The sequence below is a fragment of the Salibacter halophilus genome, from assembly GCF_008806325.1.
GTDB lineage: Bacteria > Bacteroidota > Bacteroidia > Flavobacteriales_G > Salibacteraceae > Salibacter > Salibacter halophilus.
The window spans coordinates 159965-175477 of sequence record NZ_WACR01000005.1; the positions used below are offsets into that span (position 1 = coordinate 159965).

The 15513-nt window shown below is 39.4% G+C and carries 11 protein-coding genes and 1 tRNA gene; 6 read left to right on the forward strand and 6 right to left on the reverse strand.

Going from position 1 to position 15513, the window contains the following annotated elements; genetic code table 11:
- On the forward strand, positions 1-3246 hold the full coding sequence (locus tag F3059_RS06975; RefSeq protein WP_151167603.1) for a WD40/YVTN/BNR-like repeat-containing protein: 3246 nt from the start codon (positions 1-3) through the stop codon (positions 3244-3246).
- 53 nt (positions 3247-3299) lie between these two features.
- Here F3059_RS06975 and F3059_RS06980 read toward each other — a convergent pair whose 3' ends face one another.
- Positions 3300-4088, reverse strand: coding sequence for a hypothetical protein (locus tag F3059_RS06980; RefSeq protein WP_151167605.1), 789 nt, complete (start codon positions 4086-4088; stop codon positions 3300-3302).
- Positions 4089-4280: 192 nt separating this feature from the next.
- Here F3059_RS06980 and F3059_RS06985 point away from each other — a divergent pair, with 192 nt between their 5' ends.
- The 5 genes from F3059_RS06985 (at position 4281) to F3059_RS07005 (ending at position 10938) form a co-directional block, all read left to right on the forward strand.
- On the forward strand, positions 4281-5114 hold the full coding sequence (locus F3059_RS06985; RefSeq protein WP_151167607.1) for an MFS transporter: 834 nt from the start codon (positions 4281-4283) through the stop codon (positions 5112-5114).
- 30 nt (positions 5115-5144) lie between these two features.
- Positions 5145-5510 carry a hypothetical protein gene (locus F3059_RS06990; protein WP_151167609.1) on the forward strand — a complete coding sequence of 122 codons (366 nt, stop codon included), beginning with the start codon at positions 5145-5147 and terminating at the stop codon, positions 5508-5510.
- Positions 5511-5747: 237 nt separating this feature from the next.
- The gene (locus F3059_RS06995; RefSeq protein ID WP_170265107.1) at positions 5748-6815 is read left to right on the forward strand and encodes an endonuclease; all 1068 of its coding nucleotides are present in this window, start codon (positions 5748-5750) and stop codon (positions 6813-6815) included.
- A 53-nt stretch (positions 6816-6868) separates the two neighbouring features.
- Complete coding sequence (locus F3059_RS07000; RefSeq protein ID WP_151167611.1) at positions 6869-7858, forward strand: T9SS type A sorting domain-containing protein; 990 nt, start codon at positions 6869-6871, stop codon at positions 7856-7858.
- 140 nt (positions 7859-7998) lie between these two features.
- Positions 7999-10938, forward strand: a complete 2940-nt coding sequence (locus tag F3059_RS07005; RefSeq protein ID WP_151167613.1) for a M16 family metallopeptidase — start codon at positions 7999-8001, stop codon at positions 10936-10938.
- Positions 10939-11782: 844 nt separating this feature from the next.
- On the opposite strand, the gene F3059_RS07010 is transcribed toward F3059_RS07005, so the two are convergent.
- The 5 genes from F3059_RS07010 to F3059_RS07030 all read right to left on the reverse strand — a co-directional run bounded on the left by F3059_RS07010 (position 11783) and on the right by F3059_RS07030 (position 15512).
- Complete coding sequence (locus F3059_RS07010) at positions 11783-12706, reverse strand: hypothetical protein (RefSeq protein WP_151167615.1); 924 nt, start codon at positions 12704-12706, stop codon at positions 11783-11785.
- Between the two features lie 374 nt (positions 12707-13080).
- Positions 13081-13154, reverse strand: a tRNA-Arg gene (locus F3059_RS07015).
- Between the two features lie 79 nt (positions 13155-13233).
- Positions 13234-14250, reverse strand: coding sequence for a flotillin-like protein FloA (gene floA, locus F3059_RS07020; protein ID WP_151167617.1), 1017 nt, complete (start codon positions 14248-14250; stop codon positions 13234-13236).
- A complete protein-coding gene (locus tag F3059_RS07025) occupies positions 14247-14717 on the reverse strand; it encodes an NfeD family protein (protein WP_151167619.1) in 471 nt (156 codons plus the stop codon). Before F3059_RS07025 ends, floA begins: the two co-directional genes overlap by 4 nt.
- Positions 14718-15512 (reverse strand): M48 family metallopeptidase, encoded by a 795-nt coding sequence (locus tag F3059_RS07030; protein WP_151167621.1) that lies wholly within the window; start codon positions 15510-15512, stop codon positions 14718-14720.
- Position 15513: the final 1 nt, after the last annotated feature.

Here is a 15513-nt window from a genome sequence, read left to right on the forward strand (position 1 = left end):
ATGAAAATCAAACTCTTATTACTATCTCTAATCTTTTCAAGCTCAATTCTAACAGCACAGAAAAGTGATTACTTCTTAAAAAGTTCAGACTTAAATGCTTTTTCGTTCAGAACCATAGGTCCAGCTTTGACTTCGGGGAGAATTAGCGATATTGCCGTTCATCCGCAAGACAAAGATTTTTGGTATATCGCTGCTGCATCGGGTGGGGTTTGGAAAACAACCAACCACGGAGTCAACTTCACTCCCATTTTTGATAGCGAAGGATCTTATTCAATCGGCTGTGTAACGATTGATCCCAACAATCCACACACAGTTTGGGTGGGAACCGGAGAAAACAATAACCAGCGTTCTGTAGCTTACGGAGATGGAATTTATAAAAGTACTGATGACGGTAAGTCCTGGAAAAACATGGGGCTTAAAAATAGTGAGCACATCGGGATGATAGCTGTTCACCCAAATAACTCTGACATCGTTTACGTGGCAGCTTATGGTCCGTTGTGGAGCAAAGGCGGAGATCGCGGACTCTACAAAACAACTGACGGAGGCGAAAACTGGACTAAAATTCTTGATATTGATGAATATACAGGCGTAAATGAAGTTCACCTTGATCCACGAAATCCTGATGTTATCTACGCAACAGCACATCAAAGAATGCGTAAAGTTTTCACTTATATCTCTGGAGGTCCCGGATCTGGAATTTTCAAATCGACTGATGGAGGAGAAAGCTTTGAAGAGCTGAAAAGCGGTTTACCCGTTGATAACATGGGAAGAATCGGGATGGATATTTCTCCTGTCAACCCAGATGTGCTATATGCAATCATCGAAGGAAAATACGACAAAGAGGGCGTTTACAAATCAACTGATCGCGGTGCCAGCTGGAATAAAGTTGACGACTATGTTACCTCAGGAAATTACTACCAGGAACTCTTTTGCGATCCTCAAGATGTAGACAAGGTTTACTCTATGGATACTTACGCCCACTTTACAGAGGATGGCGGAAACACATGGAAGAAGCTACCTGAAGACAAAAAGCATGTCGACAATCACGCTATGTGGATCAATCCAGACAATACTGATCACTACCTGATGGGCTGCGATGGCGGACTCTACGGAACATTTGATAACGGCAAAAACTGGGAGTTTTACACCAACTTACCAATCACCCAATTTTACCGTGTTTCAGTTGATCGGTCAGAGCCGTTTTATAACATCTACGGAGGAACACAAGATAACTTTTCTTTGGGTGGCCCCAGTCAGACCCGCAAAAGCAGCGGAATTGATAATTACGACTGGTTCGTTACAAATAATGGAGATGGATTTGAGAGTCAGGTCGATCCTGAAAACCCAAATATCGTTTACGCTCAGGCGCAATACGGGTGGCTGGTTCGGTTTGACAGGAACAGTGGTCAAAAAGTGGGTATTCAGCCTCAACCACCAAAAGGTGAAGCTTACCGCTGGAACTGGGATGCTCCATTGATTATAAGTCCGCACGACAACAAAACTCTCTACTTCGCGGCCAACAAAGTATTTAAAACTACAGACAGAGGGAACTCATGGGAAGTCATCAGCGATGACCTCACTCAACAAATAGATCGAAACAAGCTCAAAGTCATGGGCCGCGTTTGGGGTGTTGACGCCATCATGAAAAACAAGAGCACGACAATTTACGGGAACATTACGGCTCTGACCGAAAGTCCTAAAGTGAAGGGTCTACTCTACGCAGGTACTGATGATGGACTCATTCAGGTCAAAGAACCCGGATCTGACCAATGGAAAAAACTGAGTAAATTCCCCGATATCCCTGAACGCACTTTTGTTTACGATGTTGAGGCTTCACTTCACGATGAAAATACTGTTTTTGCAGTTTTCAACAATCACAAAGAAGGTGATTTCAAGCCCTACATTTTAAAGAGTGAGAACAAAGGGAAATCGTGGAAAAGCATCAGTGGCGACCTACCTGAACGCGGATCAGTTTACTCCATTGTCCAGGATCACAAGAACCCTGATCTCCTTTTTGCCGGAACCGAATTTGGTGTTTTTGTTACGCTGAACGATGGTAAAAATTGGGTTCAGCTCAAAAACGGATTGCCCACAATCGCGATTAGAGATTTAACGATTCAGCGCGATAATGAGGCGCTCGTCCTCGGCTCATTTGGTCGCGGCTTCTATGTGCTCGATGATTACTCGCCACTCAGAGCCATTTCCAAAGAAAAACTCAATGAGGAAGCGACTTTCCTCCCCACTCCAAACGGATTGATTTACCCCGAAGAAAACCGTTACGGATACAGCGGTGTGAGCTTTCAGAGTGAAGATTTTTGGACAGCTAAAAACCCTGAGCAAGGTGTGAATTTTTATCTTCATTTGAAAGAAGATGTTAAAACCTTAAAAGCAAAGAGGCGAGAATCTGAAAAAGAGAAAATCAAGGATAAAGAAGATGTTTACTACCCTTCATTTGACGAATTGAGAGCTGAAGATCAGGAAGAAAAGCCCTACTTGATTCTCACGATCAGATCCAAAGACGGTGAACCAATCCGCAGGTTGACAAATCCGATCAAAAAAGGAATCAATAAAATCAACTGGGATGGGCAAATCGCTTCAATTTCCGGATTTGATACAAAAGGCGCTCCACTCACTGAAGCATCGGGAGCATTTTTCGCTTTACCCGGTGACTATACCGTTGACGCACATTTAAGTAAAAATGGAGAAGTCAGCGAGCTTTTAACCGGACACAAGTTCTCGTTGAAAGCTTTAAACCTCAATACTTTACCAGTAGATAAAGATGAACGCAACAATATTTTAACTGATATTGAGCAAACACGCAAGAAACTCTACGAAGTAAACCGCTTTCACGGTGATTTTGAGAAACGTGTAAAAGAGGTGAAATCGATTGTTCGCGACTATCCCGGCTCTGACCTTGAAGACTTGACTAAGCTTCGCGAAATGGAAAAAATGCTCGATTCGCTGGATATCATATTGACTGGTGACAAATCTTTGAGCAGCAGAGAGTTTGAAACAGAGCCATCACTGACTAACAGAATTGGCATTGCTGTTTACCAGACATACAACACTCAAAATAATCCTACAGAAACACAGCAAAAAGCAATTGAATTAGTGAAGAATGAACTTTGGGGTATCCAAAAAATACTTGAAGGTCTCAAACGTGAGTTGACTTCAATTGAGTCAAAACTCAAAAAGCAAGGCGCTCCATTGCTTAAGGATGAGTTACCTGACAGAATAAAACGTTAACTATTTCAACAAAAAAAGCCGTCAATTGACGGCTTTTTTTATTAAAGTGAAAATTAATCGTAAACAGGGAGTGTAATGAAATCAGCACTTGTCGTTTCAAAAAAGAGTCTTTTACCATTGACTTTTTTCTCTTCTGTTTTAGAATAACGAATAGTAATCCTCACTGACTTCATTAGAATGCTTTTCTTTAATTCTGCCAGTTGATCAGGAGTAAAAACCATGTTTTCTTTTATCTCATCTTTATAGTATGAGAAAAACTCGTAGTAAGGTCCGCCATCAAAAATGATAGTAATATAATTTACTTCGGCTGGTCTATTATCTAGCGCGAGCTCAAAATCCTGAGAAAGAAATAATGCTGTATCTGTTGATGCAGAAGGATAAACCGGAGGAGCAGAAGTGTAAACAAATGGAGAGAATCCATCAGTATTATTACTGAATTCCCATTTAACTTGAGAAAAATCAACGTTTGAAGGAGATTCTAGGCCATTAGGAGTGTCAAAAATATAATATCCGTCATCAGAGTTAAGAGATTGATCATTGATGGTTAAGTCCTCACCTATGTACAACCTGTAATCATTTTCTCCCGGCCCGTTAAAAAATCGACCATTGACAAAATACGATTCTAAACCATTATCTTCAGTTTGTCTAGCAGCTTGAAAATGAGCATCAGCAAAATTAGTTTGAGTTCTTATGCCCATAAAATAATCATCCACAGCCTTTACCGTATCGGGGACCTCTTGTTTAGTAGGGGTGTTTTGTACAGGCGTTGGTTCATCCTCGTCTTTATTACAGGAAAACAAAAACAAACCCGCAAGAGCCATAATAAAATATTGTTTTTTCATAGTGTAAGTTTTTAAAATGTAAAGCAAGTGTAATGTTAACTTTTAACATATACAAATACCTACATCAATTCAACCGTAAATATAATACCCTATTAAAATGGTTTATACATTGTCTTTGAATGAAAATGAAAGAGGTTCTAAAATAAAACTATATTCGCTTTAGAAACTCATTACTCATAACCCTTCTTTCATATGGAACAACCCAAAAGTCATTTAGATTCAACTCTTCTATTCTTTTCAAAAAGTCTAGAAAGAATTTGCTTTTATGGTTTTCGGTCAATTATAGTGTTGTTCATGATCAGCGACCAATTGGACTTAACCAATGAAGCTGCTTTAAGTATATATGGGTCTTTAGCTTTAGGTTTGATCTTATCAAGAATTCCTGGAGGAATAATTGGTGACTTAATACTCAATAACAGAATAGCAGTCTACACAGGAGGCATTTTGCAAATCTTAGGAAGTTTAACTGTCTGTCTATTTAGTTCAGAGTTGTCATTTTATGTTGGATTAATACTCTTCGTAATAGGTGCCGGTTTGCATGCTCCTAATTTTACGGCATATTTTGGGAAAGCCTATCTCAACAAGATAAAGCTTATGGATTCTGGTTTTGCTCTAATGTATTTAGCAATCAATATTGGAGCATTTACTGGTTCTTTTTTAATAGGATATCTAAGTGAAATATATGGTTTCAAATCAGGCTTTATAGTTTGTTCCATCATAATGCTTTTGTCATTAACATTATTTTACTTTCACAGACAAAAGAAATTGTCCTCCTATTCTAATGAATTCAATAAAGTAAGTTTTAATCTTCGCTTTGTATTGATTTTTATTATTACATGTGTACTGGGGTTATACTGGTTAACTTATGAGATAATCAACTTCTCAATTAGAGATGTAGCTGATAAATTCGAAAAAGTAATTCAATCAAGGCTTGATTTAGCAAGCATCGATATACATTCAGTAACGACACATTCTTTTAGCTTTACAATACTTTTTGCTACACTTTTAATTTTGACGATAATTTGACCCAAAAAGAAAAATAGCTCATTAAAAAGAATGATTACAGGTGTTTCTTTATTCCTTTTCTCCTGTGGAATCATGCTAGTTACTCCAAGTACTCCTCACGGAGCTCAGTATCTGTTATTTTTATTAGCCATCACTATGCTTTCTATAAGTGAAGCATTCTTTTCTCCAGTAGTTAAATCATTAGTTGTCAAATATTCAAATCCAAAATACCTTGCTACTATTCTTGGACTTATAGTAACACCAAGCTACTTTTTAATCAAAATAGCTTATGGATTTGATCTAGCAGAAACACCAGGAAAAAGTGAATTTATAGCTTTAACAATAGGTGCAATTATTTTAGCGCCTGTTATCATTTTTCAAAAGCTTAACAGCAAAACCTTAGGTGAAGGATCATGATTATTGGAGTTGCTCTAGCGATTCTTTAAGATTAGATCAAACTATTATTAACAAAGTAGCATTTTACATAGATAAACAGAGTCTATAGGTTATTTTAAAGAATATAAAATCAGCATAATAAAAGCTATAAGAATCAAATGACAATACGTTAAATCTCACTCGTGCCGGGGTTTTCACTACGATAATAGGGTAATAAACTGAGTTTAGTTTTGAGGCAAAACTATTTCACTTTACAAGATGCCGCACATCAAATCAGCAGGTGCAAAACTGCTCCTTTTTGCTTCGCTACTCTTTGGGTTTACTCTAAACGGACAGGTTTCAAGTTATTATCAATCTGCCGTTGGACTTTCAGGACAGCAACTCAAAACAGAACTTCACAATATTATTGATGATCACGTTGAGTTTCCCTACACTTCATCCAGCACAGATGTTTGGGATATTCTCAAAATTACAGATCGCGACACCTCCAATCCCAACAATGTTATTCTCCTCTACTCTGGTCGTTCAGTAGATGCTGCCCAGGAATACAATAGCGGTAGCGGTTGGACACGCGAACACGTTTGGGCCAAGTCACGCGGTGACTTTGGGACTTCACCCGGCCCGGGCACTGATGTGCATCACTTGCGTCCGCTCGATGCCGGAGTTAACTCATCTCGAAATAATCGCTCATTTGATAACTGCAACAACTGTGATGAAGTCATCGACAACAACTTTGCTACCGGTTCCTTTATCGATCAGAGCCAGTGGACTTTTCAACCACCCGCTGAAGTAAAAGGCGATGTAGCTCGCATGCTTTTTTACATGGCAGTTCGGTATGAAGGTGACAACAACGAAGAAGATCTAGAATTAGACAACTCAATTCCGGGACAAACTGATAAACAACCCTTTCACGGTAAGCTGGAAACATTGCTTCAATGGAACGATGAAGATCCGGTATCAGACTGGGAGAGAAATAGAAATGAAGTTATCTTTCAGCAATTTCAACAAAACAGAAATCCGTTTATCGATCACCCTGAGTTAGCTGATTACCTGTGGGGCGGAAAAGCAAACGATAGCTGGACAGGATCTGACCAGGAAACCGGATTTATAGAACTTCAGAATGATGAATTTAAATTTTGGCCCAATCCGGCAAGTAGCAATATTTACTTTGAGAATGAGGTAAGTATCATTATCTACAACATGCTAGGAGAGAAAGTTCTCACAACACAAAACAAAAAATCAGCCGATATTCATGAGCTAGATTGTGGTTTATACCTCCTCAATATATCAGGTAATTCAAACCTTAAAAAGCTCATTGTAAAATAAGCAACACCCTCTTCCTGATTTTTTGTAACTTTAAAAGATAAATATCAGGAACCATGAAGAACGTACTTACCCTCATAACACTTTTGATCTTTGCCCAGCTTTCGATTGGTCAAATTGTCCAATCATCGTGTACTGCTCATGACAGTATTATTGAAAAATACAACGATGATGCTGATCGATTAGCAGTTAGAAAAATAGAAAGGGATAGTCTTTCCTACATAGATAATGTTGAAATCCCCAATCAACTCTCCGATACAATTTTAAATGCTCTCCTGGCTGTTTATAATGCTACATCAATACCTGCCTGGGACTCTGTTATAGATCGCTACGAAATACACACGTTTCCAAATCCAAATATCAATAAATTGTTGATCTCTGCCGATTCAAGTTTAGCATGGATGGAGCAGCTTCAAAGTGGGAACTCGCCTTCTGCTCATCCACTACTCGATAGTTTAATGACTAAATACAATTTCACGCTAACCAGTTATTATGATTTTGGAGGTTCCTGGTACCTGGATGATGCAACCTTCACTTCTGATAGTAATTACAACATTACAGGCCTTATCAACTTACTTGACACAACGCAAGAAGCAGAATTCAGGAAAATGTATTTTGCAGGTGATGGAAACGACATTACATCAACCATAAATAATGATCACGTTGAATTAATTTACTCAATTGGCTGGGGCGACTGTCCTGCCGGTTGCATAAACAGGCACTACTGGAAATATAAAGTCTACTTCGATTGTAGAGTTGAGTTCATAAGCAGCTATGGCGATCCTGTAATTCCATCTTCAGTTGGTATTTCTACTGAAAACCAAAAGGTAACCGTTTACCCAAACCCTTTTAATGATAGAATAAAAGTAACCCACAATTGGTCAGAGCCAAACTTTACTCTATTCGATGTTACAGGGAAAATCGTGAAATCTGGTGTCATTGAAAACAAACAAATCAACAATCTCAATGAATTGCCTTCCGGACAATATCTTCTCAAAATCACGAACAGCAACCAAACTATAATCAGGAAGATTATTAAAAATTGAATGAATACTACTTAAAGGTTGCTATTCGTTTTTTTTAACACTCTGAATTCCAATAAAATATTTTTCATATTTTAGTAGCATAATCAAACCATACGGCTTTGAAAACAGAGCCTTTTTATTAACCTAACTCTAATTATTTTATGTTACGCAATTCAATCTATCTCGCGCTATTCATCTTTTTAGCGTCCTGTTCTCAAAAATCTCCAAAACACGAGACTAAAACGAAAAAGGACTCAAATGGATTCACCTATGAATACGTCACCAATGATCCGCTCAATGCTCGTATTTACACGCTAAAAAATGGTTTAAAAGTCTTCCTTACGAACTACGAAGACGAACCCAGAATTCAAACACAAATTGGTTTTAATACCGGAGGAGCTAACGATCCTGAAAATGCTACAGGACTTGCTCATTATTTGGAACACATGCTCTTCAAAGGAACATCTGAGTATGGAACTATCGACTACGAAAGTGAAAAGCCACTTTTAGATTCAATCGAAGTGATGTTTGAGCATTATAGAACACTTGACGATGAAGAAAAACGCAAAGCTTATTATAGTAAAATAGACAGCGTTTCTCAAGTTGCCTCACAATACACCGTTCCTAATGAATACGATAAACTCATGTCAATGGTAGGGGCTACGGGAACAAATGCTTACACAAATAATGACCAAACGGTTTACATCAATGATATTCCAGCTAATGAGCTGGAACGCTGGCTACAGGTTGAGAGAAACCGTTTTCAGGAATTGGTTCCCAGATTATTCCACACAGAGCTCGAAACAGTTTACGAAGAAAAGAATCAATCACTTGACAATGATTACTCAAAGACATTTGATGCTCTCAACAAAATGCTCTATCCGGGTCACCCATACGGAACACAAACCGTAATCGGGACGATTGATCACTTAAAAAATCCATCAATAACAGAGATTAAAAAGTACTTTGACAAATACTATGTTCCTGATAACGCTCTCATCTCAATGAGTGGTGATATCGATTACGATGAAACCATAAAACTCATCGATAAATATTTTGGCGATTGGGAATCTGATGGTGTATCACTACCAAATCATCCACAAGCCGAACCTGTTACGGAAGTTAAAAAAGAAGAAGTTTACGGTCCCGATAGCGAGTTCCTCTACATGGGATACCGCATTCCGGGATCTGACCAAAAGACAAAACTCACAGCAGAGCTGGCCGATATGGTAATGAACAACTCTGAAGTTGGCTTGATTGATCTCAATCTCATTCAGAACCAAAAGGTGCTCAGAGCCGGAAGTTTCGTAAGAGATCAAAAAGATCACGATGCCTATATCATGTATGGTAACCCGCGTGAAGGCCAGTCGCTCGATGATGTGAAAAACTTACTCCTGGCGCAGATTGACAGTTTGAGAAAAGGAGCGTTTAGCGATGAAATGCTCGAAGCTATTATTACAGATTTGGAAGTATCTGAAATGCGCAGCAATGAGCGAAACTGGAGCAGAGCCAGCACTTACCTGGGCAGTTTTAGAGATAATGAACCGTGGATCAATCATGTGTCTCGATTTGACTCTATGCGCACCATCACCAAACAGGATATCATGGATTTTGCGCAAAAGAATTACCGTGATGATAACTATGTAATCGTGTACAAACGAAATGGTGAAGACACGACTAAAGTACAAATCGAGAAACCTCAAATCACAGAAATAGATATCAATCGCGATACGAACTCGGTGTTTTTCAAAACGCTCAAAAGCGAAAAGCCTGAAAGATTGAAACCGGTTTATGTGGACTATGAAAAGGATATCCAAAACACAAAATTGGGAAATAAAATCCCTGTTTACTACACGAAAAACAAGGATAATTCGCTTTTCACAATGTACTACCTTTTGGATATGGGTCGCCTGTCAGATCCAAAACTCAATACCGCAGTAAAATACCTCGAGTACCTGGGTACCGATAGCCTCTCTGCTGAGGAAATCAAAAGTGAAATGTACCGACTGGGCTGTAGTTTCCGCGTATATCCGGGAAATCACACAGCCTATATTTCATTGAACGGATTGGAGAAAAACCTTGCTGAGGCCACTGAGCTTTTCGAGCATTTATTGAGTAATGTTGAGCCTGATGAAGAGGCTTTGGACAACATGATCACAGACATCATCAAAGAGCGTGAAGATAACAAGAAAAGTAAGTTCTATATCCTCTACATGGGACTCAACGATTACGGAACTTATGGGAAAGAGTCGCCCGGTAAATACAACTTGAGTAAAGATGAGTTAGAAGCATTGAGCGGAGATGAACTAACCGGAATCATCAAAGACTTGCTCAACTACGAACACCGCGTTCTGTATTACGGTGCGCAGGATCTGAATAAAGTCAAAAAGACTCTCGAACCTCGTCATTACATTGCTGAAAACTTAAAAGCTCCTAAAAAAGAGAAAGAATTTGAGTTTTGGAAAAACGATGAAAATGAAGTTTACTGGACACATTACGACATGGTTCAAACTGAGTTGATGTTCCTCAACATCAACCGCGACTTTGATGAAGAGTTACTTCCTCTCGTAAAAATGTACAATGAATACTTTAGTGGCTCTATGGGGTCTATCGTGTTCCAGGAAATGCGAGAAGGAAAAGCACTTGCTTATTCTGCTTATGCGAGTTATTCAACTCCTTACCTACCTGACGAACCATTTAAAATTCGCGCGTTCATCGGTACACAAGCTGATAAACTGCCTGATGCTCTCCCGGCAATGGTTGAAACACTCAACAATCCGCCCGCTTCAGAGAAAGCATTTGAAAATGCCAAAGAAGCACTGATGAGTCAGATCGAGAGTGAGCGCGTAACCAAAACGAGTATTTTGTTCAATTACGAAACAGCTCGCAGAATGGGCTACGACACTGACATTAGAAAAGCTGTGTACGAAGCTGCTCCAGACATCACTTTACAGGATGTCCTCGACTTCCAAAAGGATAATGTGAAAGACAAGAACTTCAGGCTGATGGTGCTTGGGGACAAGGACAAAATCGATTTTGAAGCACTTGAAAAATACGGCCCCGTCAAAGAGCTGAAGCTCGAAGAAATATTCGGGTATTAATTAACTGAGAAAATACACTCACATTCAGAACCGAACTTTGTGCTGTTTAGGCATTGGGTTCGGTTTTTTCTTTTATGCAAATGCAAGAAATGTGATCCGTACCTACGGCACTCTGAGCTTTTTATGAACGATCGGCTCCGGGTTATCACCCGCAGATAGAGGTGAAACGTGCCTAGCGGCACTCGAAAGATGAGTGCCGCTAGGCACGACTATATTCTAATCTGGGGTTTAGCCCAGAGTTGATTGAATTCTCACATGGGAAGAAAAACTTTTGTTACTCTCTCATTAGCTAAAGGTATGGGCGAATGGCCGTAACCGGTCACAAGAAACATGACACACTCCGCCTCTATCTTGAGATCACGAACAAACAAAAATAGCAGAACATAATAAGTTTTGGGAGTAAGTTTAGCTTTTAAGTATAATGAAGAAAATCCTTGAAAACCTAACACTTAAAGTCCAACTGTAGATAACCGAAAATAAAGTGATCGATAAATGAAATGGTAGGATATAATCGTAAGCTGGTAGTGATTCTATGATCGGGTATAAGAACAAAACTAATATTGAAACGAAATGCCAAACTATAGTGTTTATCAGATATTTCTGAACTCGGCTATAAGCATCTTGATCTCTAATAAACTTCATTCTTCTTGTATTAATTGATGATAGAACAGTAAATATTGTTAAAAAAAAACCAATTAAAGTGCCACTTATACTCAATGCATTATCTACTGATTTATCAAAGAGAGAATCATAGCAAAACCCATCTTTAATATTCCAAAAGAAAAAAAATGAAAGTGCTGCACTTAATACTAAAGGCCAAAACTTCTCTACGTAAAATGCTGCACTAGCCTTCATCATCAATTGAATACGTTTTTAGAATACTGTCTCTATTTTTAATATACAACCTTTCAACTTGTTCTAACCTGTCTGAAGTATTATAATCAGCAATCAACCTATCATCAACCTGATAATAAAACTCTTCATAAAGCCTTTCTTCAACTAATTCTAGACTAATAGCTTTATCTTCACCGTCAACTTTCCCTGTTACTTTGAGCTTTTTAACTTCATCAGTATCTTTATAGTTTAGTAAACCTCTCACCATATCACGAACCTTCCCAAGCCTTAATGTTCCTTTATTTCTCTTAGTCTCTGGTGAAACACTAATTCTGTATGTTAATAAATCGGTATCAGTATTATCAGCTGATTTTGTTATTTGACTAATTGACTTTTCACCACCTTCAGAAAGTAAAGTCCCATTTTGAACCCTAGCCAAATTAGCCTCAACTTCATAAACAGACCCCATATCATAAAATTTTTTGATCTGACCAGGCTCTATTATTATACCAGCCTCTACACTTCCCATTCCAGTATGCTCTCTTATATACTTTAACAGTGTCTGTGGACTGACTCCATTACCACTTTCAATCGCTAAAATATTAGCTGTAGGCTCTATTATAAAACATGCAACTTTTAGTAAGCCGGCCGAGTCAGACAATTGAAGTTTGTTTACAATACGATTGTCTATATCCATACTAGGAGGGATATTTTTCATTTGAGTCTTGAAAATTACGCCTCTCATATAATTTCCACTCCTTCTATGTTCTAATGGTTTGTTAATGGAATGTACGTAAGCAGAACTATCCATTAAATCAAAACTCTGAATCTTACCAAACTCTTTTAGACACTCTCTAATCTCTTTTGGAGAAGTTATATTATCATACTTGGGTATAATTTGAAAAAAGTTAACTGTCGATTTCTTATTAGCCATAGGGTTACATTTTAGGTTTGAAACAGCGCAATTTAATCAAAATATAGAAGAATAAGTTATAGTATATAATAATAGAAGTGTAAAGTGCCAAATGTCACTAACCTTTCAAGTGCCGATAGGCACGACTCACAACTAACTCTGGGGTTTAGCCCAGAGTTGATAAAAATTGCTTGCTTAGTAAAGAGTGCTGTAGGCACGGAGCACTTTAAAACCAGGATTACTTCGTGATCCCTGGAGTTCCGAATTCCGAAAGGAAAGCCTCATTCGTTGAATGAGTACCTTTTTTTATGAGCTAAAAAGCTCATGCGAGCATGACTTTTTAACTCATAAAAAAAGCCTTTAAATCTTTCGATTTAAAGGCTTTCCTTTCTTAGTGACCTCGCCAGGATTCAAACCTGGAACCTCCTGAGCCGTAATCAGGTGCTCTATTCAGTTGAGCCACGAGGCCTTTATTGTTGAGTTAAACTGTTGTTTTTCCCAACAGGGCTGCAAATATAAGAACAATATCGAAAAACAATAGTCTCAATTTACTTTTTCTTTTTGTCGTCATCATCCTTGCCGCCTTCTTTTGGCTCGCTGATGCTGTCTCTCATATCAGTATCAGCCTGGATGTTTTTCATTCTGTAGTAATCCATTAATCCGAGGTTTCCGGCTCTAAAGGCTTCAGATATAGCCATTGGCACTTCAGCTTCGGCTTCGATTACTTTGGCGCGAGCTTCCTGTGCTTTTGCTTTCATCTCCTGCTCTTCGGCAATTGCCATCGCTCTTCGTTCCTCAGCTTTCGCCTGAGCGATGTTTTTATCTGCCTCGGCCTGATCAGTTTGAAGCTCAGCTCCAATGTTTTTCCCGATGTCAACATCGGCAATATCAATGGAAAGTATTTCAAATGCTGTACCGGAATCGAGTCCCTTTTTCAGAACCGTTTTTGAAATGATATCTGGGTTTTCCAAAACAGCTTTGTGAGAATCAGCAGAACCGATTGAAGACACAACGCCTTCTCCAACCCTCGCGAGGACTGTCTCTTCTCCTGCTCCACCCACAAGCTGGCGGATGTTGGCTCTGACCGTTACTCTCGCTTTTGCGATTAACTGAATCCCGTCTTTCGCTACAGCAGTTACGGGTGGCGTTTCAATAACTTTTGGAATAACCGACATTTGAACGGCTTCAAAAACATCTCTACCCGCAAGATCGATTGCTGTGGCAGAGTTGAAGTCGAGATCGATGTTGGCTTTATCGGCAGAGATCAAAGCCATCACGACATTCCGCACGTTACCACCGGCTAAGTAGTGAGCTTCGAGTTGATCGCTATTGAGTATAAGACCCGCCTTTGTGGCGTTGATCAATGCATCTACAATTGCTGATGGCGGTACACGTCTCCACCGCATCACGATCAATTGAAGAAGTGAGATTCTTACTCCTGAGATAATGGCTCTGAACCACAATCCGATCGGGATAAAATAAAGGATGATCCACAAGAGTATGAGCGCTCCAACTGCTACTCCTATAGTGACTCCCCAGGAGACTTGTAATAAGTAAATATTCATGATTTAGAATTTTGAGATTCTACGTAAACTTTGCGGCCTTCAACAGAAACAACTCGAATTTCAGCGTGGTCATCGATAAAGCTGTTTCGGGCAATGACTTCCAAATATACATTGTTTATTCGAGCTTTCCCTGACGGATTGATTCTGGTTATTGCAATTCCGGTATCGCCTTCTTTAATATCGTATTCATCGCTATTTGCCTTAGATGTAATATTGGAAGAAATGGTAATCGATTTCCAGGTATCGGCTCGCAGGAACTTGAACAGCAAAAGCGCTGTTACAGCTCCGGTTGAAACCAGAGTAATGGTTCCATAAGTTGTACTTTCGTAATAGGCTAAAACGATTCCGGTTACCATCAGTACTAATCCAATGATTCCTGGAATTCCTGCTCCCGGAATGAGGAAAACCTCAACGAGAAGGAGCAAAAGCCCAATTCCAACTATTATTAATGCTGTGGTCAGATCCATTTATTTCTTTTTAGCGTAACTCTTTGCAACCGGGATGTATTCGCGAATATCATTGATCCGTTTTTCATCGCTAGGATGCGTTGATAGTAATTCCGGTGGCTTTTGTCCGCCTTGCTCACTCATGCGCTTCCAAAAGTCGACCGCTGCTTCGCTGTTATATCCGGCATATTCCATAAAAACCAGTCCCATCTTATCGGCTTCGCTCTCGTGTGCTCTGGAGTAAGCTAATGTTCCAAGTTGAGAACCCAATCCGTAACTCAACATGAACAGGTCTCTGGTGTAACCGGGTTTTTCGTTCATGGCTACTGAGAGTGTTGCTCCTCCTAGCTGAACAAGCAACTGCTGACTCATCCTTTCATTGCCGTGGCGTGCAACGGCATGTGCTATCTCGTGGCTCATCACAACAGCTACACCTGTTTCATCCTGGCAGATGGGCATAATTCCGGTGTAAAAAACGACTTTACCGCCAGGCATGCACCAGGCATTTACTGTTTCGTCTTCTACGAGATTGAACTCCCACTCAAAGCCTTTTACCCTACTGCTTTTTCCCTGAGACTTGAGAAATTGTTCGCAGGCTACTTTAAGTTTTTCCCCTGCGTTTTTCACCATTTTCGTTCTCTTATCGTAGTCGGGCACGGTGTTATGTTGCTCCAAAAAGCCGTTGTACTGTGTCAGGCTCATGCTCATGAGGTTTTGCTCATTGAGCAGGTTCACCTGTCTTCTTCCAGTAATTGGAACAGTCGCACACGAAACGAGAAGCGTTGCTGTGAGGAATATCGATAATAACTTATTCATT

What these genes read in the sequence shown, in the direction of transcription:
- F3059_RS06995 (WP_170265107.1), top strand. Translation starts at nt 5,748, where the DNA reads ATGCCGCACATCAAATCAGCAGGTGCAAAACTGCTCCTTTTTGCTTCG.
- F3059_RS06980 (WP_151167605.1), bottom strand. Translation starts at nt 4,088, where the DNA reads ATGAAAAAACAATATTTTATTATGGCTCTTGCGGGTTTGTTTTTGTTT.
- F3059_RS07005 (WP_151167613.1), top strand. Translation starts at nt 7,999, where the DNA reads ATGTTACGCAATTCAATCTATCTCGCGCTATTCATCTTTTTAGCGTCC.
- F3059_RS07030 (WP_151167621.1), bottom strand. Translation starts at nt 15,512, where the DNA reads ATGAATAAGTTATTATCGATATTCCTCACAGCAACGCTTCTCGTTTCG.
- floA (WP_151167617.1), bottom strand. Translation starts at nt 14,250, where the DNA reads ATGAATATTTACTTATTACAAGTCTCCTGGGGAGTCACTATAGGAGTA.
- F3059_RS07000 (WP_151167611.1), top strand. Translation starts at nt 6,869, where the DNA reads ATGAAGAACGTACTTACCCTCATAACACTTTTGATCTTTGCCCAGCTT.
- F3059_RS06985 (WP_151167607.1), top strand. Translation starts at nt 4,281, where the DNA reads ATGGAACAACCCAAAAGTCATTTAGATTCAACTCTTCTATTCTTTTCA.
- F3059_RS06975 (WP_151167603.1), top strand. Translation starts at nt 1, where the DNA reads ATGAAAATCAAACTCTTATTACTATCTCTAATCTTTTCAAGCTCAATT.
- F3059_RS06990 (WP_151167609.1), top strand. Translation starts at nt 5,145, where the DNA reads ATGATTACAGGTGTTTCTTTATTCCTTTTCTCCTGTGGAATCATGCTA.
- F3059_RS07010 (WP_151167615.1), bottom strand. Translation starts at nt 12,706, where the DNA reads ATGGCTAATAAGAAATCGACAGTTAACTTTTTTCAAATTATACCCAAG.
- F3059_RS07025 (WP_151167619.1), bottom strand. Translation starts at nt 14,717, where the DNA reads ATGGATCTGACCACAGCATTAATAATAGTTGGAATTGGGCTTTTGCTC.